Genomic DNA, 21063 nt, shown 5'->3' with positions numbered 1-21063 from the left:
TATGGTTTATGAGTAGATAATAAAATTAATGGATAGATTAAAATCTCGAATTCAAGTTCCTAATAAGGAAAATGATCGTATTTTTAGATTATATTTTAAAACGTGGTTAAATAAAGTTATAAAATACAGTTGCTTGTGTTCTTATTGGTATGTACTCTAAGCAAACCATATTTTTAAGCAAAGAAAGACCGATTTTGCAAAGTACATATTTTATTCTACTTTTTTTGAGTCATCAATTTCATTTCTTCATTACATATGTCTGAAAATGTACCAGACATTGCCAAATGAAAACTATTAACTTATATTGAAAATACAGTAGCTCAACAAATAAAGACGCTACTTTGACGTTGGACGGATCAATGACAGCTTGTTGCGTTTGAAATTGATTTCAAACAAGAAACCAGCACTAGCCATCCAACAAAAAGCTCGCAGCGATGCGAGCTTTTTTAATGCTGAGATTTTGTCATTTATACAACAGATTATTAGGTTTTAAGTGTATCGAGTACAGTCGCCACCAAATGATAAAGGGCTTGGCGATCTTTATTGGCCAAAGCAATGTCCTCTTTTTCAATACGAATAAAATTCTTCAGATTCTTGGTGTCTTCAACCAACACATGAAGGTTTGAGATGGGATCATTTTTAATCGCAAGTTTTCGCGTATATTCAATTGAGCTTAAAGCGTGAATGCTTGCTTCAAAAGTCGCATGAACATTGGTTAGAAATATAGCGGTTCGATTATTGGTTTTAGCAACATATTTGGTCATATTTTTATCCGTTTATTGGAATTTTTAGAATTAAGATCAAATCATTTAAGCATGAATTGAATATGTTAGGTTATACACAATAGTGCATAAAAGTATAACCAAGTTTTATTTTTTGTATCTTCACCGATGTTGATTGAATCTTGCCTAGATAGGTCATGGATCTACCATCTAGGCGATATGAACCCGTAAATCAGCTCAACAATTTATTAGTGGTTGAATAAATATGCTGCGTTAAAATTTCACAAGTATTCAAAAATACACAGAACATTGATTTAAGAGGACATCATTGCCTTATTTTCTAATGCTTTTCTCAGGTAAGTGTCTAAATCTTCTTGGCGCATCAGCCACTGTACATAGTCACTTGGTAAATCTACGATCGCAGTACCACGGTGTTTCCCAAAATTGATCGTCCGTGGAATACGCGCATCTTCTGATGCGGTATAAAGCTCTTCAATGCTTTGAATATTGAGCTTGTAAATGATATGCATCAAAATGTTGGCAGTTAAAATGATATCCGCATCTGCACGGTGTGCACCTTTCAGCATTTCGCGAGCTTTATCACTACCTTTACTGATCATATAAATCAGTGCAGAAATGTTATGTGCTTCGGCATCCGGCCAGACCAATCGTGCCAATGCCAATGTGCAAATGGCTTTAATATGTTGGGTGTCGACACCGCAGGTTTGAATAGCACGAATGTCATAATCAATATTATGACCAATCATATAAACCGTTTCAGACGGCAAGCGAAAGGTACTAAAATCTGGCTGACCCACCAAATCTGATTCTAAAATATGGTGCACCGCCATTGCAGCAAAAGAGATTTTTTCATCCCCAACGCTATACAACTGATCAAACATTTGCTCACGATCTAAACTGAGTTTTCCAGCGTGAATCTCAACGGGTGCGTAAGCAATCTCAATGGGTAAACCATTGAGCGTATGTGTTTCAGTATCCAGAATAATGGCTTGCATGGGAGATTCCAAATTTAAGGCGTGTTTTTTTAAATTTAACATTTTCGTCTGGATTGGCACAGGTTTATACGCGAAATGAAGAGAATAATACAGTTCAAAGGTGCTTCTGATCTTTATATAAGCACTTTTCAGCTCATTGCGGGAGATAGATACTTTAATAAGCTATAAGTATGTCTAGCAGTAAACGTATAAAGAAGCGCAGGCGTATTCAAAGAAAAATATACAAATATGAAGCTATATAGACATAAAACCCAACTTCTGCTTTTGATCGACTAACTTTATAGGTTTTACGCCGTCGCAATATTCAAAACTCGTGCAGGGCAGGCGATCTTGATCTAAGACAATAAATCGATCATCTTGAATGCAAATAACAAGATCGCTAGGGTGTGTTTGAACAGTCTCAAAAATACATTTCAATGGCGACTCAGGATACTCAGTTTAGCGATGCGACCATGATCTGATATATGTCGGGCTTTGAATTTCTATCTCGATTGATGAATTAGCAGGATTGAAGCCTGCGAGATGAGGAGTAATTTGGCTTTGGGTATATTTCCGCTTTAAGACTATTTCCAAAGCGAAGCCAATAATCCACATCAGAAAACTGCCTATATTGATTTTCTATTCATTTGCTCAGCGTATGTTCACTAAACAGCATGACTTAACATAAGTTTGTTGCGATAAAAGCGCAACGCTGGAGCGTGATTGAATTTTAAAACATAAGGCTATTTAATTAATCATTGATGTTAATTCAAAGACTTGTTTTGACTAAATTTTCTGAAAATCAAGCATAGTGAATGATATTTATTTCAAACTGAATGAAGTTCATTCTCGAAAATTCAAAACTTCGTGCTACAATACGCGCCAATCTTAGCACGGCTTAAAAGCCCTAATTTAATAGGACCTCGCTAATGTTTGCCAATATCTTAATTGCTGAATTTGATCCAGAAATCGCGCAAGCAATCACAAAGGAAGATGCTCGCCAAGAAGCGCACATCGAACTGATTGCCTCTGAAAACTATTGCTCTCCAGCAGTTATGGAAGCGCAGGGTTCAAAACTTACAAACAAATATGCGGAAGGCTATCCAGGTAAACGCTACTACGGCGGCTGTGAATACGTCGATATCATCGAACAATTGGCGATTGACCGTGCTAAAGCGCTTTTTGGTGCTGATTATGCGAACGTGCAGCCCCATGCAGGCTCACAAGCAAACGCAGCAGTGTACTTGGCTTTACTTAACCCAGGCGATACCGTTTTGGGGATGAGTCTTGCGCATGGTGGTCACTTGACTCACGGTGCGAAAGTAAGCTTCTCTGGTAAAACTTACAATGCTATTCAATACGGTTTGAACCCTGAAACAGGTGAAATCGATTACGAAGAAGTTGAACGTTTAGCTGTAGAACACAAGCCACGTATGATCGTTGCTGGTTTCTCTGCGTATAGCCAAATCGTTGATTGGCAGCGTTTCCGTGAAATCGCGGACAAAGTTGGCGCTTACCTATTTGTAGATATGGCTCACGTTGCTGGTCTAGTGGCTGCGGGTGTTTACCCAAGCCCAGTTCAAATTGCTGACGTAACAACAACAACGACACATAAAACACTTCGTGGTCCACGTTCAGGTTTGATCCTTGCCAAAGCAAACGAAGAGATTGAGAAAAAACTTCAATCTGCAGTATTCCCAGGCAACCAAGGTGGTCCACTTGTTCACGCAGTGGCGGCGAAAGCCATTTGCTTTAAAGAAGCGATGGCGCCTGAATACAAAGAATATCAAAAACAAGTGGTTATTAATGCTCAAGCAATGGCTGAAGTACTCATTGCACGTGGTTATGACGTTGTTTCTGGTGGTACGAAAAACCATTTATTCCTCTTGTCTTTGATTAAACAAGACATTACAGGTAAAGAAGCAGATGCTTGGTTGGGTGCTGCTCACATTACTGTGAACAAAAACTCTGTACCAAACGATCCACGTTCTCCATTTGTGACTTCAGGTATCCGTATTGGTACACCTGCAGTGACAACACGTGGTTTTGGTGAAGCTGAAGTGCGTGATTTGGCAGGTTGGATCGCTGACATCCTTGATGCGAAAGGCGATGAAGCTGTCATTAATGCAGTTAAAGCGAAGGTTGAAACGGTTTGTGCGAAATACCCAGTGTATGCAAACTAGGTTTTGATTTGAGAAAGGGCCCCCTCAAGGGGGCTTTTTTTATTGCATTTGGAAAAGTGGATGATGCCTACCATATTTTTCTGATATAACTGAATAATGAGAAAAATATTTAATCTTGCAACATTCGCTTGATCAGTATTCTTAAAAATGGATTTAACAATATGAACAAACCACAAATTATTATTTCTGAACAAGATCTCAATCGTTTAGAAACCATGCTTGATCATCAAATGAAATTATCGCCCACTATGAAACACTTGGAAGATGAACTTGCACGGGCGGATGTGGTTTTACCCCAAGATATACCAGCTAACGTGGTCACCATGAATGCCCGTGTCAAAATCACCATTGCACCTTCAACCGAGTCTACAGAAATCACATTGGTCTATCCGCATGACTTCAAAGGCGAAGCGGGGCAAGTCAACGTGATTGCACCGATTGGCACTGCCATTTTAGGTTTGGCAGAAGGTCAGCAAATTGAATGGCCACAACCAGACGGTCAGTTAATGAAAGTCAAAATTGAAAAAATTATTTATCAGCCTGAGCGTGAAGGTGATTATCTTTAAGTAAATAGTGCTTATGAAGGAAATGATCAGCCGATATCACGTAAATGGATGAATTAAACAAAAAAAGCCCAGTACAAGGACTGGGCTTTAATTTTAATTTGGAGTTTTGCCTTAGCCTGTTTTTGTTATTCGTTATGGACGACGGTTTCAGCAACATATTTGTTTAAATAGGTTTCCCGAATCTCTTTACGCTGTGCATCTGTACGGGCATTGAGCATTTTTTTACGAAGGTCATTGCGTTCTGTAGTACTCATTTGTTGCCAAGCTTCACGCATTTTAAGCTTTTCAGGTTCAGGCAGTTGTGTAAACCAATCCATACGCTGTTGGAGTGCCACTGTTTGCTCTGTGGGGATTTCTTTTAAATTTTGATAGCGTTTAATCAGCGCCTGTTGTTCAGTTTCAGACAATGCATCCCAAGTTTCATTCACTTGTGTGTTGGCGTCTTTAGAAAAAATCCAAAAACGTTCGTATCCTGCAAAACTGGTTTGCAGAAGACTCAGGGCACAAAATGCCAAAGCAAGACGTTTAGCTGCCATGGGCTAATTTTTCCTCACCAAAAACTGAAAGCATATCTAAATCTTCCATCATTTGTGGAGAGAGTTTAGGGCTGACAATCACTTGTTGATTGTTGGGCTGCTCAGTCAAGTCAACGGCGTTGGGTAAAATCACAAAACCTGTAATGGCTGCTGCCAGTGCAAAGCCTGTGGTTTTCCAATTCATAAAACTGGATAAAAGTGATTTCTCTTGAATGTTTTCAAGTACATGCTCCATCACCACTGTTTTATTGCGATGATGGCGAGCAAGTTGATCAAGCTTGGAAGTCACTTGTTTAGCGAAGTCATCGTTCTTCATCAGATGATCCCCCTATATGTGGATTTAAGTGAGAAAGCGAAAGTCTTAAACCTTGAATGGCTCTATGGTAATGCGTTTTAACGCTACCTTCCGAGCAGTCCATAATTTCAGCTGTCGTATGCGTATCAAAACCTTCCCAAGCGCGTAGCATAAACGCTTGTTGCTGACGAACAGGAAGTTTGGCAATGGCGGATTGAATTTCTTCAACGGCTAATTCTTGCGACAAAAACTGTAAAGGGTTAGGTGTACTGTCATCCACGACATCTTCGTCATCGGAATCGAGATCTACTTTTTTAAATAAAGACAGCGGAAAGGGGCGGCGCGCTTCTTTTCTGCGCCAATCTTGTAATTTGTTATTTAAAATAGTGTAAAACAGTGGATACCATTCTGCAGTAGACTTTGCTGCATAGGATTTATGTAAGGAAATAAAGGCTTCTTGCACCAAATCCATGGCAATCCCATTATGACCTTGTGTTGCACCTTCCATCATGACTAAAGCACGACCCGTGACATCCTGCATGAAAAATTTCAGGCGTTGTTCAGCTGTGCTCAATAGAACACTGGCGTCTTCAGACTGTGGATGTTTCGGTGCTAAATCCATAGAGATGGAAAATCCCGTCATTGGGGTACCCACCATTATTTTTAATCGTTACTTATATAACGTTAAAAGATAATGATAGGTTGACAATTTAAGCAACTATTTTTAGCAGTTTAAACGGTTTTTATATTTTTGAGCAGAATCGTTACGGTTCTTTAACGAATTAAATGCGTTGACGAACCATCTCGAAGAAGCAGATTGAACCCGCTGCTGCGACATTGAGCGACTCCTGACCACCAGGCTGAGGAATAGTGATTGCAGCAGCGTTAGCCAGTGCGTACTCAGAAGCACCTGAACCTTCATTGCCCAAAATCCAAGCACACGGCTGCGTCAAGTCTTTAGAGTAAAGGCTTGCAGGCTCATGTGAGCTGGTCACATAAACCGGAATACTGAATTTGGTCAGTAGGTCTTCAACAGACACATTTTCATAAGTATTTAATGAAAAGTGTGCACCCATGCCTGCACGTAATACGCGTGGCGACCAAAGCGATGCAGAACCTTTGGTAGATACAATTTGCTTAATACCCGCTGCGGCAGCAGAACGAAGCAAAGTACCCACGTTGCCCGGATCTTGAATATTTTCAAGAATAAGCGTGTCTTTAGAGAAATCTAATGACTGCGTGGAAGAAGGAATATCCACCACTGCGATACACGCTAAAGTGGTACCCAATGTGCTTAAATCTTTATATAAAGATTCGCTTAAGACAAATACAGAACCCGTATAAAGCTGGGCAATTTTGTCAAAATCTGGATGTTCCATTGCATGTTCAGTGGTGAAAATCGAATTGAGGGTACGATTTTGCTCTAACCAAGCTAAGCTTAAGTGTGTGCCTTCAAGTACAGTTTGACCTTGCTTTTTGCGATATGAACTTTGTTCAATTAAACCACGTAAGTGTTTGATTTTAGGATTGTCTTTTGATTCTAGAAAAATAATGGCCATGTCAAAACTGTCCGTGGAAGTCCAATGAAATGATTGGACTCCCAGTATAAAAATTAATTGTGGTAACGAGTAACAAGGTCAACTTCGTTTTTTGAACCAATCACAACCGGTACACGTTGGTGTAATTCAGTCGGTTGGATGTCTAGAATACGGACGCGACCAGTGGTCGATGCGCCGCCCGCTTGCTCCATGAGCATACTCATTGGATTCGCTTCATACATTAAGCGTAAACGACCTGCTTTTTTCGGGTCTTTCGTGTCGTATGGGTATAAGAAAATACCGCTACGGCAAAGAATACGGTGAATGTCACCCACCATACAGGCAACCCAGCGCATATTAAAGTCTTTTTCGCGTACCGAAGTTTTACCGTCTTGTAATTCACCAATATAGCGTTTTATCGGCTCTTCCCAATGACGTTGGTTTGATGAATTAATCGCATATTCTTGGGTGTCGGCAGCGACTTGAACATTTTCGGTAGTCAATAAAAATTCTTTAGAAACTGGATCAAAGGTAAAGAAGTCTGTACCAGCACCTACTGTTAAAGCCATCATTGAAGATGGACCATAAAGCACATAGCCTGCAGCCACTTGTGCAGTACCTGCTTGCATGAAATCTTCTGCTTGAGTCACCGCATTTTTTGCAGGCAAGATAGAGAAAATTGTACCTACGCACATGTTAATGTCGATATTACTTGAGCCATCTAATGGATCAAACAAAACCAAATATTTACCCTCTGTTTGCGCGGGAGTGAAATCGTCTAATTCTTCAGATGCTAAACCACCCACATTGGCATTATTTTTCAAAGCGTCAATGAGATAGTCATTTGAAATGACATCGAGTTTTTTCTGCGCTTCACCTTGCACATTTTCATTGCCAGCACTGCCTAAAACACCAGCCAAAGCACCTTTTTGTAACAGTACATCAATGTCTTTACAGGTCTGTGCAATCGTTTCAATAACATTTGAAAGCTCAGGTGTGAGATTCCCTTGTTGTTGTTCTAAATATTGGGAAAGGGTGCGGTAAGACATAACAAATGAGCTCCAAGAAAGCGCTAAAAAATAGCAAAATAAATACTGTGCCTATTTTAGATGACTTCGACTGAAAATAGAAAGCTTAGTGTGAGATTTGTAGCGATTTTAGACTTGTAAGAGTTTTAGAACATGCTATGTTGGAGTGGAGGATAGAAAAGAGAAGGAAGACGATCATGACCACATTAACGTTCGATGCGACTCCAACGCCAAGTGAAAGTATTGATTTAAAAGATATTAGTTCTGAAAAATCTAAGGAGGCATGGAAGGCATATGAAGCCAAGCCTGAGTATAAAGATTTTAATAAACATGACATGATTGAGTCGATGCAAAGTCCCGTACCAGATCCAGAAACAGACAAAAAATCAAAACCAGAGCTAGACTGATTCAAATACAAATCATCTTAAACAGTTCCAGCTGAAGTTTAAAGTCAAAAAGCGCTCTAATGTTAGAGCGCTTTTTTGTTTTTAATTCATATTATTTTAACAGCGGTGGAACAGCTTCGTAGTTAAGTTCTACGCGGCGGTTTTCTTTCCAAGCCGCTTCGGTATGACCAGCATTGATGGGCATCTCTTTACCGTAGCTAACTGCTTCTAATTGACCTGAGTTTACGCCATTGGTAATCAGGTAGCTTTGGACAGCTTTGGCACGACGTTCGCCTAGTGCCATGTTGTATTCACGTGTACCACGTTCGTCGGTATGACCGGTCAAAGCAATCTTTGAGTTCGCATTGGCCAATAAAAACTGCGCATGTGCTTGCAGGGTTTGATAATCTTCATTGGTCAATTCACTACTGTCATAGTCAAAATGAACTACACGTTTTGCTAAAAATGCTTTGTTGGCTTCAGTCACGCCTTTAGACGATGCACCCACCAAATTTTGCGCATTTAACGCGGCATCTTCACTTAGACCAGATGTATTTACGGTTGTCGACGTCGTCGGAGTCGTGTTTCCCGTGGTGATGTCCGTTGCAGGTTTACGACTTGCACAACCTGTCATAACCAGACTAACTGCAATCAGCGGCAACGCCAAATTTTTAATGATATTCATAATAATCTCCTTGAATTTTAATTGAATTATTTTGGTGCCCAAGCCGGTTCACGAACTTCACCTTGCTCACTCGGTAAATTCATGCGGAAGCGACCGTCAGTTGACATAATAGCCAACAGTCCACGATTTGCTTCACGTGTCGCATACACCACCATTTGACCATTCGGTGAGAAGCTTGGTGATTCATCTAAACTGGTCGGGGTTAAAATATTGGTAATACCGGTCGATATTTCTTGAATTGCAACTTTGTAGTTACTGCCTGCAGGGCGGTGAACCAGTGCCACATATTTACCATCAGCACTTAAAGAGCCACGAGCATTGAACGCCCCACGGAAAGTCAGGCGTTTGGTGGAGTTGTCACTAAAATTGTGCTTATAAATTTGCGCGGAGCCACCACGGTCAGAGGTAAAAATAAAGCCTTTACCATCTGGGGTATAACGCGCTTCAGTATCAATCGCAGAGTTATTGGTCATGCGTTGCAGTTGGCGTGTGGTCAAATCCATTTGATAAATTTCTGGGTTATCATGCATAGACGCAGTGAACAACATGCTTTTACCATCAGGTGAGAAACTAGGTGCGCCATTTAGACCACGGAAGCCTGCAAGCTTTTCACGTTGACCAGTGGCCAAGTCCTGAACATAAATGGCAGGGCGTTTGGTTTCAAAAGACACATAGGCGATTTTTTTCGCATCAGGTGTCCAAGCCGGCGATAAAATTGGATCGCGTGAACTTAAAATGGTTTTTGGTTGCTCACCATCTGTATCTGCAATTTGCAAGGTATAGCGGTTTTCTGGCGTTGCAGGGTTACGCAGTACATACGCAATACGACCGCTGAAATCACCTTTAATTCCAGTAATGGCTTGGTAAATCGCATCACTGATCATATGTGCCGCAGATCGCGTACGAGATGCAGGAACCGTGAGTAATTCGTTTAACAGGTATTGTTGTTTTTCGACATCATAGAGTTGGTAATGCACGGCCAGTGAACCATCTGCATTGGTTTTCACTTCACCATTCACCACATACGGCACGCCTGCCGCTTTCCAAGCTGCACCATTGGCATTGTTCAGACTGGCTGTTGCTGCTAAGTTTTTTGAAGAGCTGGTAAAACGACCTGAGCGATTTAAATCTTGTTCAATCACAGGATAAAGACTCTGGTCACCAGAAAATGGCACAATCGCAATTTTAGGTGCCTGTTCAGGGGCTTTGGCAATTTCCAAATGAAGTTGTGCATAGCTTGTCGTGATTAAAGCAGGGCTGAAGGCTGCAATCACAGCCAAACCAAGAAGATGTTTAGAGATTCGTTTCATTGTAGGTCACATGCTCGAAATACTAGTTTTTAGATTATGCTAGCTTTGTAGCATACAGAGATGATTTTAATCTATAGAAAGCATGTAATTATGACGATTATCTGAAAATATGAATCGAATAATCGTTATTCAAAGATCTATTCAACTTAGACCATTTGCAATTGGAACATTTAAGCTTAATAATCAATATGGCTATAAGTAGTTAAGTTTGAAAAACGCTCGACCGTGGTCGGGTGTGGTGATTTGGGTTTTATTTAACCGTAAAAGAAGCTGTAAAACTACGCGCTTGACTTCTAGCTTCAGGGTCTGAAGGCATCGGATACGGTGCAGCTGAACGGACTGCTTGTTCAATACCTGCTCTCAGTTGTGGTTCAGTAGTAGCTACAACAATAGACAATACATCGCCGTTGTTGCTTAACGGAATATGTGCAGTGGCTTTCTTTTCTGTAAATCCATCCGGTATTTTCCATGCATTTATGATTTTACTTTCGAAGTCTCGCTTGGCAGAAGATGCAATTTTACGAGCTTCAGCTTTTTTATTGGCTGCATCTTCACGTACTTTTTGTTCTACTAAAGCTTTTGCTTGATATGCATCACGTTCAGCTCTTGCTTTGGCAGCTGCTTCAGCCTTAGCATTAACCTTCTGTGCATCTGATCTTACTTTTTCTGATCTATCTTCATCTATAACTGTTTTAGCTTTCGCTGCTACTTCTACATGAGTTCCGGCTTTTTCGGCAAAAGCCTTGCGTTGATAAGCTAAATGAAGTTGGTTGTATCGTTCTAAACTTATTCCTTGTGGAATGGATGTTGAGGGAATGGTGATATTGATATTTTCTGCATATGAAAGCGGAGACAATAGGATAATCAGTGTCAGAAGTTTGTGAATCATATTTGTAATTATAAAGAGTGATTAAAGTAAAAAATCAATATATCGTTTTCATCTTTAAAAAACAAACCCCATACGAATATAGGGTTTGTTTGAAATCTATTTAACGGTAAATGAAGCGGTAAAACTTCTTGCTTGACTTCTAGCCTCAGGGTCTGAAGGCATCGGATACGGTGCAGCAGAGCGGACTGCCTGTTCTACACTGGCTTTGACGTCTGGATCGGATGCATTCACAATGACACTGTTTACAGCACCACTTTCACTTAAACTCACACGTGCCGTTGCTTTTTGACCTGAAGCATTCACTGGCATACGCCAAGCATTTTTAACTTTATTTTCAAAGTCACGTTTCGCTGAAGATGCAATTTTCTTCGTTTCAGCCTTTTTATTGACCGCTTCTTCTTTGGCTTTTTGAGCAGATGAAGCGCGTTCTTCAGCTGCGGCACGTTCTTTGGCTTCAGCATCGGCTTTGGCTTTATTCGCTGTATCTGCTTTCGCTTTGGCAGCAGCGTCGGCTTTGGCTTTATTTGCTGCATCAGTTTTCGCTTTGGCAGCAGCGTCGGCTTTGGCTTTATTTGCTGTATCTGCTTTTGCTTTGGCAGCAGCGTCGGCTTTGGCTTTATTTGCTGCATCAGTTTTCGCTTTGGCAGCAGCATCAGCTTTGGCTTTATTTGCTGTATCTGCTTTCGCTTTGGCAGCAGCGTCGGCTTTGGCTTTATTTGCTGCATCAGTTTTCGCTTTGGCATCAGCTTTGGCTTTATTTGCTGTATCAGTTTTTGCTTTGGCAGCAGCGTCAGCCTTGGCTTTATTTGCTGCATCAGTTTTCGCTTTGGCAGCAGCGTCGGCTTTGGCTTTATTTGCTGTATCTGCTTTTGCTTTGGCAGCAGCGTCGGCTTTGGCTTTATTAGATGCATCAGTTTTTGCTTTTGCAGAAGCGTCGGCTTTGGCTTTTTGAGCAGCCTCCGTTTTGGCTTTATTTGCTGCTTCGGTTCGGGCTTTCGCAGCGGCATCTGCTTTAGCTTTTTGATTTGCTTCCGCTCTTGCTTTTGTCTCAGCGTCAGCTTGTGCTTTTTGAGCAGCCTCCGCTTTGGCTTTATTAGATGCATCTGCTTTAGCTTGTTTCAACTTTTCAGCAGCTTCACGATTGGCTTTTTCGGTTGCTTTTGCAGCAACTAAGGCTGCTTGTTTTTCCGCAGCCGCTTGTTTGGCAGCTTCAGCCGCTTTTTGAGTATCTGCCTTAGGTTCGACTTTAGGTTGTTCTACAGGTTTAGCAGCTATAGCTGGAATATTAGGCGCAGCCAAAACGGGGTCAGCCGTTTGTTGAATGGTCGGCTGAACTTTAGTGTCCGCAGTTTCAACTGAGTCTGTTTCTACAAGTGGTGTTGGCTCAGGTGGAATGATTAAATCTTCAGGTTTGATCAGGACTGTTTTAATCGGTTTCGGTGGTTCATTGGGCTGAGTTAAACCCAAAAACAGTAAACCTGAAAGGGCAACCACATGCACAGCCAAGGTAAAACCGAGTGCAATTTTTTTTTCTTTAGAAAAAGACTGTTTCGTATCTTTCATAGCTTATTTTACAGGCTTGGTCAGTAATCCGACTTGTGTTAAACCCGCATCTTGAAGGTTTGACATCAAGGCAATTACATCACCATAAGGACGAGTTTGGTCACCATTAATCACAATATTTAATTGCTGATTATCTGTTTCTTCTTGAGCAGTGATGAGTAGATCCTTTAGCTCATCTAAAGTCACAGCCTGCTTTATCTTTTTATATTCAAGATAATAACTGCCATCTTCTTTTAAGCTCACCATGGCAGGTGCGGCTTCAGATACAATCGGATTGCTATTGGCTTCCGGTAAATCAACCTTAATGCCGCTGGTAATCATGGGGGCAGTCACCATAAAGATCACCAATAAAACCAACATCACATCGATGTATGGCACGACATTCATGTCACTATTGAGTGGTTTTTTGACGCGTTCAAAGCGTCCAGAACGTTGAATCGCCATTAGTCATTTTCCTGTGTTGTTCCCACAGACTGACGTTGTAAAAGCGCCACCATTTCTTCTGCAAATAATGCACGATCTGAATAGACTTCTTCGCCTTTGGATGTGTAATGGTTAAAGGCCAGTACCGCTGGAATTGCGGCAAATAGACCAATGGCTGTTGCAATCAGTGCTTCTGCAATACCCGGTGCAACGGTTGCCAACGTGACTTGTTCAACCTGTGCTAAACCAATAAAGGCATTCATGATGCCCCAAACCGTACCAAACAAACCAATATACGGGGCAACTGAACCAATACTAGCAAGAGCACCTAAACCTTGCTCCATACGGCTTTGGTCACGACTTAGACCGACACGTAAAATACGTTCTGTACCATCAATGGTATGAGAGGTCTCGGCTTTTGATTTTTTTAGCTTTAAAAATTCGCCAAAGCCATGATAGAAAATATCTTCTAGACCTTCACGTTTAGAGTTCACTTGTGCATTGTTATACAACGTATTCAGCTCTGCGCCTGACCAAAACACTTTTTGGAAATGTTCATCGCCTTGTTGCGCTTTTTTATAGGTCATATGTAACTTGGCAATTAAATACCAACTCAACAGGGACGCGAGGACTAAAACCAGCATGACCAATTGAACGACAGGACTTGCTTGTAAAATTAAATCTGAGATGTGTAGAGATGATTCTAGTTGTGTTGCCATAGTTACATGTGCCAATAGTATTTTTATTCGTGAGCCAATTGTTTTTGGATCAGTTCACGGATTTCATCAGGAATTCGAAGCGGTCTCATTGCCAAGCTAATACATGCCAATTCAACCTCGCCAGAAGCTAGCATGATTTCACCACGATAAATATTTTGTTGCAACACAAAAGACGTGGCTTTACACGAAACTACACTCGCTGTAACAGTAATGAGGTCATCCATTAGGATTGGACGTGAGTATTTGAGCGAAATCTTGTGTACCACGAAATGATAATCTTTTTGGTGCCAGTAGTGTGAAATACCTGAAGCACGTAGCCATTCGGTGCGGGCGCGTTCCATAAAACGGATGTGATTGGCGTGGTAGACAATACCTCCTGCATCGGTATCTTCTATATATACACGAATTTGAAATTCAAATTTGTTCGCCATATTCATTTCCCATGTCTAGCTTTGGATCTTGGATTTTTGGGTGATTCTATTGTTCTGATATTTTAAGCATGATGCACAAAATAATTGCTCAGAACAATGTACTGCAAAGGCTCGCAGTTTATCACCCTGAATTTTCAGTCCAATGGCACAAGGTTTCAAACACAGAAATAAAAGAAAAAGTTCTTTTCATTTTTATATTACACATCTAGATTGGAGCTGTTCATGCGTTGTTAATTTGTAAAACTAAATTATTCAACACTATCAAGATTAAGTCTTTGATGAGCATGTTCAGCTAAGTGCGCTGTTAAATATTGACTCGTATAGAATCTTCGCTCGTTAATCTTACGCTTACTGTTAAAATTTAAGCGGTCTTTTACTTTCTCATAGATGAAACCAAGTGCTGAAAATCCAGCGCCGAATAAAGCAAAACTAAGTATTTCAGGAATTCCACCATAAGTGATAAAAAAAGTGGAAAAACAGATTATTGCAATAATCATTGCAAGAGAAATATCTTTTTTATCAATAGGTTTAGGCGTTATAACTTCATTTATAAGCTGATCCATGGGTTCTTTAAAAACTAAGCTAATCAAAATTATCGCAGAAGCATAATTAAAAGAAATACTTTTAAGACAGTAATTTTGAGATTGATGGAATATGGTTCTCACCTGAAAGTCTTCTTTAATTTCGACAGTTTTGTTTAACGTTATATCAAAAAATTCAAAATTTAAACTTAAAGCAGTTCTATTTTCGATTAATTTTTGCAATGTCTCCAACTCTATGTGAGTAAGTTCAATGATAGCTTTGTCTCTCGGGATGATGGTATCAAGATCAATATTTTTAAGTGCTTCATCATATTGATGAATGATTTCTTGCATTAACTCTTGTTCGGTCATGGGGATATGGTCTATTTTCATTTTTTGTTTTTGAATATGTGGAAAAAGGATGATGAATCATCCTTTTTTGTTGACTCACTTCTCTTTCGGCTCAGGAGGTGTCATACCAAACTGCACATACGCCTGATTGGTTGCAATCCGACCACGCGCAGTACGCATTGCATAACCTTGCTGAATCAAATACGGCTCAATTACATCTTCCAGTGTGCCTGAATCTTCCGCCATTGCCGCAGCCAACGCTTCAACGCCCGCAGGACCACCATCAAAACGCTCAAGTAGCATAGACAAATAACGACGGTCTAAAGTATCTAAACCATCCTTATCAACATTAAGCATATCCAAAGCACGTTGCGCCATTTCTTTGGTCACTTCGCCATTACCTTTGACTTGGGCATAGTCACGCACACGACGCAGTAAACGGTTGGCAATACGCGGCGTACCACGTGCACGACGTGCAATTTCTAAAGCACCCTCTGCTGTGGTCGGAACATCCATTAGGTTTGCAGAACGCGCCACAATATGGGTCAAATCTTCAACAGAATAAAACTCTAAACGTTGCACGATCCCGAAACGATCTCGTAAAGGAGAAGTAAGTAGTCCTGCGCGTGTAGTTGCTGCAACTAAAGTAAAGGGAGGTAAATCCAATTTAATGGATCGTGCACCCGGACCTTCACCAATCATGATATCGAGTTGGTAATCTTCCATTGCAGGATAGAGAATTTCTTCAATCACAGGTGACAGACGATGAATTTCATCAATAAATAAAACATCACCTTCTTCAAGATTGGTCAGCATCGCTGCTAAATCACCTGCGCGTTCAAGCACGGGGCCAGAAGTTGACTTGAGATTACCACCCATTTCACGGGCAATAATATTCGCCAGCGTGGTTTTCCCTAAACCGGGTGGGCCAAAAATGAGGGTGTGATCGAGCGCTTCACCGCGTCCACGTGCAGCACCAATAAAAATTTCCATTTGCTCACGTACCACAGGCTGACCAATATAGTCTTCAAGTGAAGTGGGGCGTATGGCACGATCAAAATGATCTTCGGGTTTTTCAGAACCACTGATAATACGGTCTTGCATCAATTTATTAATCTATCGTTTAACTCGTTTGCTTATCATATGTTTGATATTCAAAAAATATGAATCACAGCGGAGTCTTATCATTTAAGTTTAAGTTGAGGATTAACCTGCGGTTCGCCTTACTTTTGTTAAGTCAAAAGTAAGCAAAACCATTGTCATTCGCAAAACTCGTCAAAGACCAATCTACATTTGAATATATCGCAGAAACTTTAGTTCACAAATTTCATCCTGCCTCAAACAGTTGCGAATGACCTTTTCGCGTATCAAATTATTTTCATTTGAAATTATTGATCATAGCGTTTTATTTATTCATCGATTTCAATGATGCACGGATAATGTCAGCCGCTTCAGTGTAATCACCTTTGGCCGCAGCAACAATTTTTTGTGCCTCTAACGGTTTAAAGCCGAGAGATTGTAAAGCCGCTTCTGCTTCAGCCACAGCAGAGTTACCAGTGAACTGAATTTGTGTTGTCGCTGAACTTGAAGATGACGTTGCCATGGCTTTAAAGCGATCACGAAGTTCAATCATCAGACGTTCAGCTGTCTTTTTACCCACACCTGGGACTTTAATCAAGGTATTCACATCTTCATGCTCAACGGTGTGAATCAGCAGTTCAACGCTTAAGGTTGATAGAATGCCCAACGCCATACGTGGACCGACACCATTGACTTTAAGTAAGGTGCGGAAAATGGTCTTTTCTCGCGGCTCTGCAAAGCCAAAGAGTTGTTGAGCATCTTCACGCACCACTAAATGTGTCCAAAGCGTGGTTTTTTGACCTTTTTGCAATTGGCAAAATGTAGATAATGGCGTATCGACTTCATAGCCCACGCCGTTTACATTGAGTAAGACTGTAGGTGCTTCTAAGGCAAGCACTTCACCAATAAGACATCCGATCATTGAATTTATTCACTTCTTTGTTAATGTTTGAATAGTAGAGTGCATTGGATCTAAAGGCAAAAGTTCTCGTATCATTTATCGAATCTCGTTTGTTGCAAACGCAGAAGAAGGTAATCTGAGAGCATTATAAGAACCCCACCTTATTGCCTTTGAGTTCTTGTGCCAAGTTATAGGCTTGATGATCTGAAAATTTACTGACAATATCCAACACTTGCATAATATTGTCATAGTGATGGTCACTAAAACGTGCGCCATAACCTGACAGGATCGAAAATAAACGACCTTCTTTAAAACTATGCACTTTATCTGGTGTAGTGAGTGGGATAAACGCATCTAAAATATGTTGCAAGCTTTGATGTGCAATGATTTCGAGTCCTGCTTTTTGCGGATGCTCAAAGATTTTTTCACGGGCCAAATTTTTGGCTTTATTAATCCCTTGTTCTATATCAGCAGAACAATATTGCAATAAACTGCCTTTCAGCTGTCCAGACAAAATTTCAAAGTGATGTTTGGCAAAAGCCGTGGTCACTTCATCGACCAGACGTTTCATCACGCGCCCACGTAAGGCTGCAATTTTTTGTTGCCATGGCGTATGTGGATTTGCAAGTTCAGAAGGTATGCCGTATTCACCAATTAAATTCAGAAAAATCGGTTCAACTTGTTCATAAGACAACATATTTAAAATAATGCCATCTTCTAGATCAATCAGGGCATAGCAAATATCATCTGCGGCTTCTAACAGATAGGTTAAAGGATGACGACAATAATGATCTTCACCGAGTTGAATTAAACCTAATTGTTCAGAAATTTGCTTCAAAATCTCTTTTTCAGATTGGTAACAGCCAAATTTCGCGCGTTGACTTGCGGGTGTGTCACCTTGAGATGCAATGGTTTTCGATAACCATGGGTACTTTAAGTAAGCCCCTAAGGTTGCGTAAGTAAGACGCATGCCCCCGTCATTGGGATGATAATCAATTTTGGTCAGCAATCTTAAGCCTTGTGCATTGCCTTCAAACTGGCGCACATCGGCTTGTTCTTCAGGACTGAGTGCTTTTAGAAAATCACCATGCGAAGCATCATCAAACCATTCACGAATGGCATATTCACCGGCATGACCAAAAGGAGGGTTGCCAATGTCGTGTGCAAGACATGCTGCTTGAATAATGGCACCCACATCGGCAGGGGAAATCCAAACTGGAAGATGGTCTTTAATTTTTTCAGCAGCCAGCATGCCAAGCGAGCGACCAATACACGATACTTCAAGTGAATGCGTCAAACGTGTATGAATGCCGTCATGTTGTGTCAGCGGGTGAACTTGCGTCTTACGGTTAAGCTGCCGAAAGCTTTGCGAGAAAATAATGCGGTCATAATCTTTATGAAATGGACTGCGCGCTTGTTCTGAGCTTTGTTTTTTACTGCCAATTCGGATGGTAGACAGCAGTTCGAGCCAACGCATTTGAGTCATTTATGATTGTTCAGTGATTACTTAAATGCATCATGCCAAAAATAAAATGAATACTCTAGGGCGAGACGACATAATTTGTCTTGTTAATTTTAAAACTGAATTTTAATTTTAAGCGCCACTTTTGACTTTTTTTGAAGGGTATGTGAGGAGCAATGTTTGAAACTATATTGCTTCAATTGCAATAAATGTATTGAAATTGGGCGGGATAGACCTCATGTTAGATGCATAAATATGAATTAAAGAGTATTGAGCTTTATGTTATTTCATTTGCCGAAATTGCCTGCTGAAATTCGTGTCAGCCATTTAAATGCCCGTATCAATGAACAACGAAAAAAAATAGCGCAAACCACGGCGTCCAAATTTGAACTTCTACAACTTTCCCAACAGTTTTCTAAAGAAGCTCGCGCGCGTAAAAAGAACAATCAAAAAATCTATGTATTGGATTTTAAAGGCGATATGGCTGCATCTGCGGTTGAAAACTTACGTGAAGAAATCACCCTGATTTTATCGACTGCAAAAGCAGGTCGTGACCGTGTGTTATTACGCCTAGAAAGCCCAGGTGGTATGGTGCATGGCTATGGGCTTGCTGCTGCACAATTGGTACGTTTACGCGATGCAGGCTTTCATTTGACCATTTGTGTCGATAAAGTCGCTGCAAGTGGTGGCTATATGATGGCATGTATCGCTAATGAAATTGTCTCAGCACCTTTTGCTGTTTTGGGTTCAATTGGTGTCGTGGCTCAAGTACCGAATTTCAACCGCTTACTCAAAGAACACAACGTGGATTTTGAGTTGTATACAGCAGGTCAATACAAACGCACTGTGACCATGTTTGGAGAAAATACTGAAGAAGGCAAAGCCAAGTTTGAAGAAGAACTTCAACAAACGCATGTGTTGTTCAAGCACTTTGTTGAAAAATACCGCCCACAGTTAAACGTTGAAAAAGTGGCAACAGGTGAACATTGGTATGGTCAAGATTCACTGGATTTGAATTTGGTGGATAAGCTACAAACTTCAGATGAATACTTATTGAATCTATTAAACTTGCATGATGTTTATCTGATTCAAACACGCCGTAAGCCGACTTTGGGTGAGAAGCTGGGTCTACAAGCGGCACAAATGGCAGATAGCTTAATTCCAGCCGTGGTGAATAAAATGATGGAATCTCTAAGCAAAGCCAACTCAAGTCTGGTCCAAATGCGTGATCCTAAATTATAAGTTTTCAGTTTTGAATTAAACCAAAGCCAGTCGATTGACTGGCTTTTTATATGTCGCATAGAAGATTGATTTATTTCTTTTTCAGCAAAATGAATCCAGTGATAATTGAGCCTAGTGTCGCGATCCACATATCTTTATGCGCATCCCATACGTCGCCTTGTTGACCATTGTAATTTTCCGCTTCTTCAGGAGATAAACCAATCGCGATTAACCATTCGATCCATTCATAAACTAAACTGCTTGCCATGACAAATTGCACGACCAAGATAAATAAAACTTTGGCAGAAAGCTGTGGAAGCCAAACTTGGAACAGCCTTAGAAAGAAAGGGTAGAGCAACAGCCCATAAGTAAAATGCACCCATCGATCATACATATTTCGTGTCCAGCCCATCTCTTGATTTAAATCAAAATTAAAAAGCTGTATTAACCAGTCGTTATAAGGGACATAAGAATACAGATAGTGCGCGCCTAAAATATGTATCAAAAGAAAGCCGATATAAAGCGCAAAACTCCAAAAGCTTAAGCCCACTTTTTTAAGGCAATAAAATAGAAACACCAACATGATGGCTGTACCAATTTGATGTAAGCCATAAGCGGTATATTCAAGGGGATCAATACTAGCCAATATTAAAGCAATGAGTAGTAATCCTAAAACCCAAAAGTGCTTACTGGTCAATGATTTATAAATCATAACGTTATTATCGTTTTTCAAGTTCTGGTATTATATAAGAAAATATAAAAGAAAGTATCCGCTAATTTTCGAAATAAAAATATAAGCCAAAACCCCATTGTTAAATTTTAATCTCATATAGTTTGAGGTTATTTGAGAAAGACTGAAGGCTTTAAGCACTAAAATCCTTTAAAATATTTGTATTTAAATTTCCTGAGTGTAGAGCATGGCGGTTATAAACGCATTTCTGGCGAAGCAAAATTGTTATTTTGATTATGAATTCGAAGCGCTCTATCTAGACAATGATTTCCCTGAAGAATTGTCTATGTCTTTGCGCGGCATGATGTATCGTCATGAAATTCACTATCCTAATGCGATCTATTATATTTATTACAGTGATGTTCTGAGAGGTAATGAATTTGAAAAGTTAAAAGCCGATTGGATGTGCTATTGTCCAGCGAAGTAACGTCTTTATTATAAAAATTCTATCTTCTTCTACTTGATGAGAAACGTAGCCTCGCAAGGCTGAGGTGATTTCTAAACAAGCCCTCATCCCGTTGCCAGAGC

Annotated in this window: 24 protein-coding genes; 5 read left to right on the top strand and 19 right to left on the bottom strand. The window is 40.4% G+C overall.

Annotation, left to right across the window (positions count from 1 at the left end; all coding sequences use genetic code 11):
• Positions 1-482: 482 nt before the first annotated feature.
• Positions 483-764, bottom strand: coding sequence for a hypothetical protein (locus tag AMD27_RS10670; protein ID WP_067660202.1), 282 nt, complete (start codon positions 762-764; stop codon positions 483-485).
• Between the two features lie 272 nt (positions 765-1036).
• Positions 1037-1738 carry a putative quorum-sensing-regulated virulence factor gene (locus AMD27_RS10665; protein WP_067660200.1) on the bottom strand — a complete coding sequence of 234 codons (702 nt, stop codon included), beginning with the start codon at positions 1736-1738 and terminating at the stop codon, positions 1037-1039.
• 908 nt (positions 1739-2646) lie between these two features.
• Between AMD27_RS10665 and glyA the strand changes: the two genes are divergently transcribed.
• Both glyA and rnk read left to right on the top strand, forming a co-directional pair.
• Positions 2647-3900, top strand: coding sequence for a serine hydroxymethyltransferase (gene glyA, locus AMD27_RS10660; RefSeq protein WP_067660197.1), 1254 nt, complete (start codon positions 2647-2649; stop codon positions 3898-3900).
• 161 nt (positions 3901-4061) lie between these two features.
• Complete coding sequence (rnk, locus tag AMD27_RS10655) at positions 4062-4466, top strand: nucleoside diphosphate kinase regulator (RefSeq protein ID WP_067660194.1); 405 nt, start codon at positions 4062-4064, stop codon at positions 4464-4466.
• Positions 4467-4591: 125 nt separating this feature from the next.
• On the opposite strand, the gene AMD27_RS10650 is transcribed toward rnk, so the two are convergent.
• The 5 genes from AMD27_RS10650 to AMD27_RS10630 form a co-directional block, all read right to left on the bottom strand.
• Positions 4592-5002, bottom strand: a complete 411-nt coding sequence (locus AMD27_RS10650; protein ID WP_067660189.1) for a DUF3106 domain-containing protein — start codon at positions 5000-5002, stop codon at positions 4592-4594.
• Positions 4992-5318: a hypothetical protein gene (locus AMD27_RS10645; protein ID WP_067660186.1), complete on the bottom strand. Its 327-nt coding sequence runs from the start codon at positions 5316-5318 to the stop codon at positions 4992-4994. Before AMD27_RS10645 ends, AMD27_RS10650 begins: the two co-directional genes overlap by 11 nt.
• Positions 5305-5919: an RNA polymerase sigma factor gene (locus AMD27_RS10640; protein WP_067660182.1), complete on the bottom strand. Its 615-nt coding sequence runs from the start codon at positions 5917-5919 to the stop codon at positions 5305-5307. The genes AMD27_RS10645 and AMD27_RS10640 overlap by 14 nt, the downstream gene beginning before the upstream one ends.
• A gap of 160 nt (positions 5920-6079) precedes the next feature.
• The gene (locus AMD27_RS10635) at positions 6080-6856 is read right to left on the bottom strand and encodes a TrmH family RNA methyltransferase (RefSeq protein ID WP_067660179.1); all 777 of its coding nucleotides are present in this window, start codon (positions 6854-6856) and stop codon (positions 6080-6082) included.
• 53 nt (positions 6857-6909) lie between these two features.
• On the bottom strand, positions 6910-7884 hold the full coding sequence (locus AMD27_RS10630; protein ID WP_067660177.1) for a class 1 fructose-bisphosphatase: 975 nt from the start codon (positions 7882-7884) through the stop codon (positions 6910-6912).
• Between the two features lie 176 nt (positions 7885-8060).
• Between AMD27_RS10630 and AMD27_RS10625 the strand changes: the two genes are divergently transcribed.
• A complete protein-coding gene (locus AMD27_RS10625; RefSeq protein WP_067660174.1) occupies positions 8061-8270 on the top strand; it encodes an NF038105 family protein in 210 nt (69 codons plus the stop codon).
• A gap of 91 nt (positions 8271-8361) precedes the next feature.
• Here the strand turns inward: AMD27_RS10625 and pal are convergent, their stop codons facing one another.
• The 11 genes from pal to AMD27_RS10570 all read right to left on the bottom strand — a co-directional run bounded on the left by pal (position 8362) and on the right by AMD27_RS10570 (position 18608).
• Complete coding sequence (pal, locus tag AMD27_RS10620; protein ID WP_067660171.1) at positions 8362-8934, bottom strand: peptidoglycan-associated lipoprotein Pal; 573 nt, start codon at positions 8932-8934, stop codon at positions 8362-8364.
• 26 nt (positions 8935-8960) lie between these two features.
• Positions 8961-10244, bottom strand: coding sequence for a Tol-Pal system beta propeller repeat protein TolB (gene tolB / locus AMD27_RS10615; protein WP_067660168.1), 1284 nt, complete (start codon positions 10242-10244; stop codon positions 8961-8963).
• A gap of 250 nt (positions 10245-10494) precedes the next feature.
• Positions 10495-11133: a cell envelope integrity protein TolA gene (locus tag AMD27_RS10610; protein ID WP_067660165.1), complete on the bottom strand. Its 639-nt coding sequence runs from the start codon at positions 11131-11133 to the stop codon at positions 10495-10497.
• A 96-nt stretch (positions 11134-11229) separates the two neighbouring features.
• Positions 11230-12696 carry a protein TolA gene (locus AMD27_RS10605; RefSeq protein ID WP_067660163.1) on the bottom strand — a complete coding sequence of 489 codons (1467 nt, stop codon included), beginning with the start codon at positions 12694-12696 and terminating at the stop codon, positions 11230-11232.
• 3 nt (positions 12697-12699) lie between these two features.
• Complete coding sequence (gene tolR, locus AMD27_RS10600; protein WP_067660160.1) at positions 12700-13140, bottom strand: protein TolR; 441 nt, start codon at positions 13138-13140, stop codon at positions 12700-12702.
• Positions 13140-13838 (bottom strand): protein TolQ, encoded by a 699-nt coding sequence (tolQ, locus tag AMD27_RS10595; RefSeq protein WP_067660157.1) that lies wholly within the window; start codon positions 13836-13838, stop codon positions 13140-13142. Before tolQ ends, tolR begins: the two co-directional genes overlap by 1 nt.
• Positions 13839-13861: 23 nt before the next feature.
• Positions 13862-14269 carry a tol-pal system-associated acyl-CoA thioesterase gene (ybgC, locus tag AMD27_RS10590; protein WP_067660154.1) on the bottom strand — a complete coding sequence of 136 codons (408 nt, stop codon included), beginning with the start codon at positions 14267-14269 and terminating at the stop codon, positions 13862-13864.
• A gap of 248 nt (positions 14270-14517) precedes the next feature.
• Positions 14518-15162 (bottom strand): hypothetical protein, encoded by a 645-nt coding sequence (locus AMD27_RS10585; protein WP_150115772.1) that lies wholly within the window; start codon positions 15160-15162, stop codon positions 14518-14520.
• A gap of 75 nt (positions 15163-15237) precedes the next feature.
• Positions 15238-16245, bottom strand: a complete 1008-nt coding sequence (gene ruvB / locus AMD27_RS10580) for a Holliday junction branch migration DNA helicase RuvB (protein WP_067660148.1) — start codon at positions 16243-16245, stop codon at positions 15238-15240.
• Positions 16246-16546: 301 nt separating this feature from the next.
• A complete protein-coding gene (gene ruvA, locus AMD27_RS10575; RefSeq protein WP_067660145.1) occupies positions 16547-17143 on the bottom strand; it encodes a Holliday junction branch migration protein RuvA in 597 nt (198 codons plus the stop codon).
• 124 nt (positions 17144-17267) lie between these two features.
• Positions 17268-18608: a deoxyguanosinetriphosphate triphosphohydrolase gene (locus AMD27_RS10570; protein ID WP_067660142.1), complete on the bottom strand. Its 1341-nt coding sequence runs from the start codon at positions 18606-18608 to the stop codon at positions 17268-17270.
• A gap of 255 nt (positions 18609-18863) precedes the next feature.
• Here AMD27_RS10570 and sohB point away from each other — a divergent pair, with 255 nt between their 5' ends.
• Complete coding sequence (gene sohB, locus AMD27_RS10565; RefSeq protein ID WP_067660139.1) at positions 18864-19826, top strand: protease SohB; 963 nt, start codon at positions 18864-18866, stop codon at positions 19824-19826.
• A gap of 70 nt (positions 19827-19896) precedes the next feature.
• Here the strand turns inward: sohB and AMD27_RS10560 are convergent, their stop codons facing one another.
• Positions 19897-20517: a DUF2238 domain-containing protein gene (locus tag AMD27_RS10560; RefSeq protein WP_067660136.1), complete on the bottom strand. Its 621-nt coding sequence runs from the start codon at positions 20515-20517 to the stop codon at positions 19897-19899.
• A gap of 205 nt (positions 20518-20722) precedes the next feature.
• Between AMD27_RS10560 and AMD27_RS10555 the strand changes: the two genes are divergently transcribed.
• Positions 20723-20962 carry a hypothetical protein gene (locus AMD27_RS10555; RefSeq protein WP_067660133.1) on the top strand — a complete coding sequence of 80 codons (240 nt, stop codon included), beginning with the start codon at positions 20723-20725 and terminating at the stop codon, positions 20960-20962.
• Positions 20963-21063 lie beyond the last annotated feature (101 nt).

The sequence above is a fragment of the Acinetobacter sp. TGL-Y2 genome (assembly GCF_001612555.1).
In the GTDB taxonomy this organism is placed as follows: domain Bacteria; phylum Pseudomonadota; class Gammaproteobacteria; order Pseudomonadales; family Moraxellaceae; genus Acinetobacter.
Note: the sequence above shows the minus strand (reverse complement) of the source record. Positions and strands in the feature narration are given on the sequence as shown.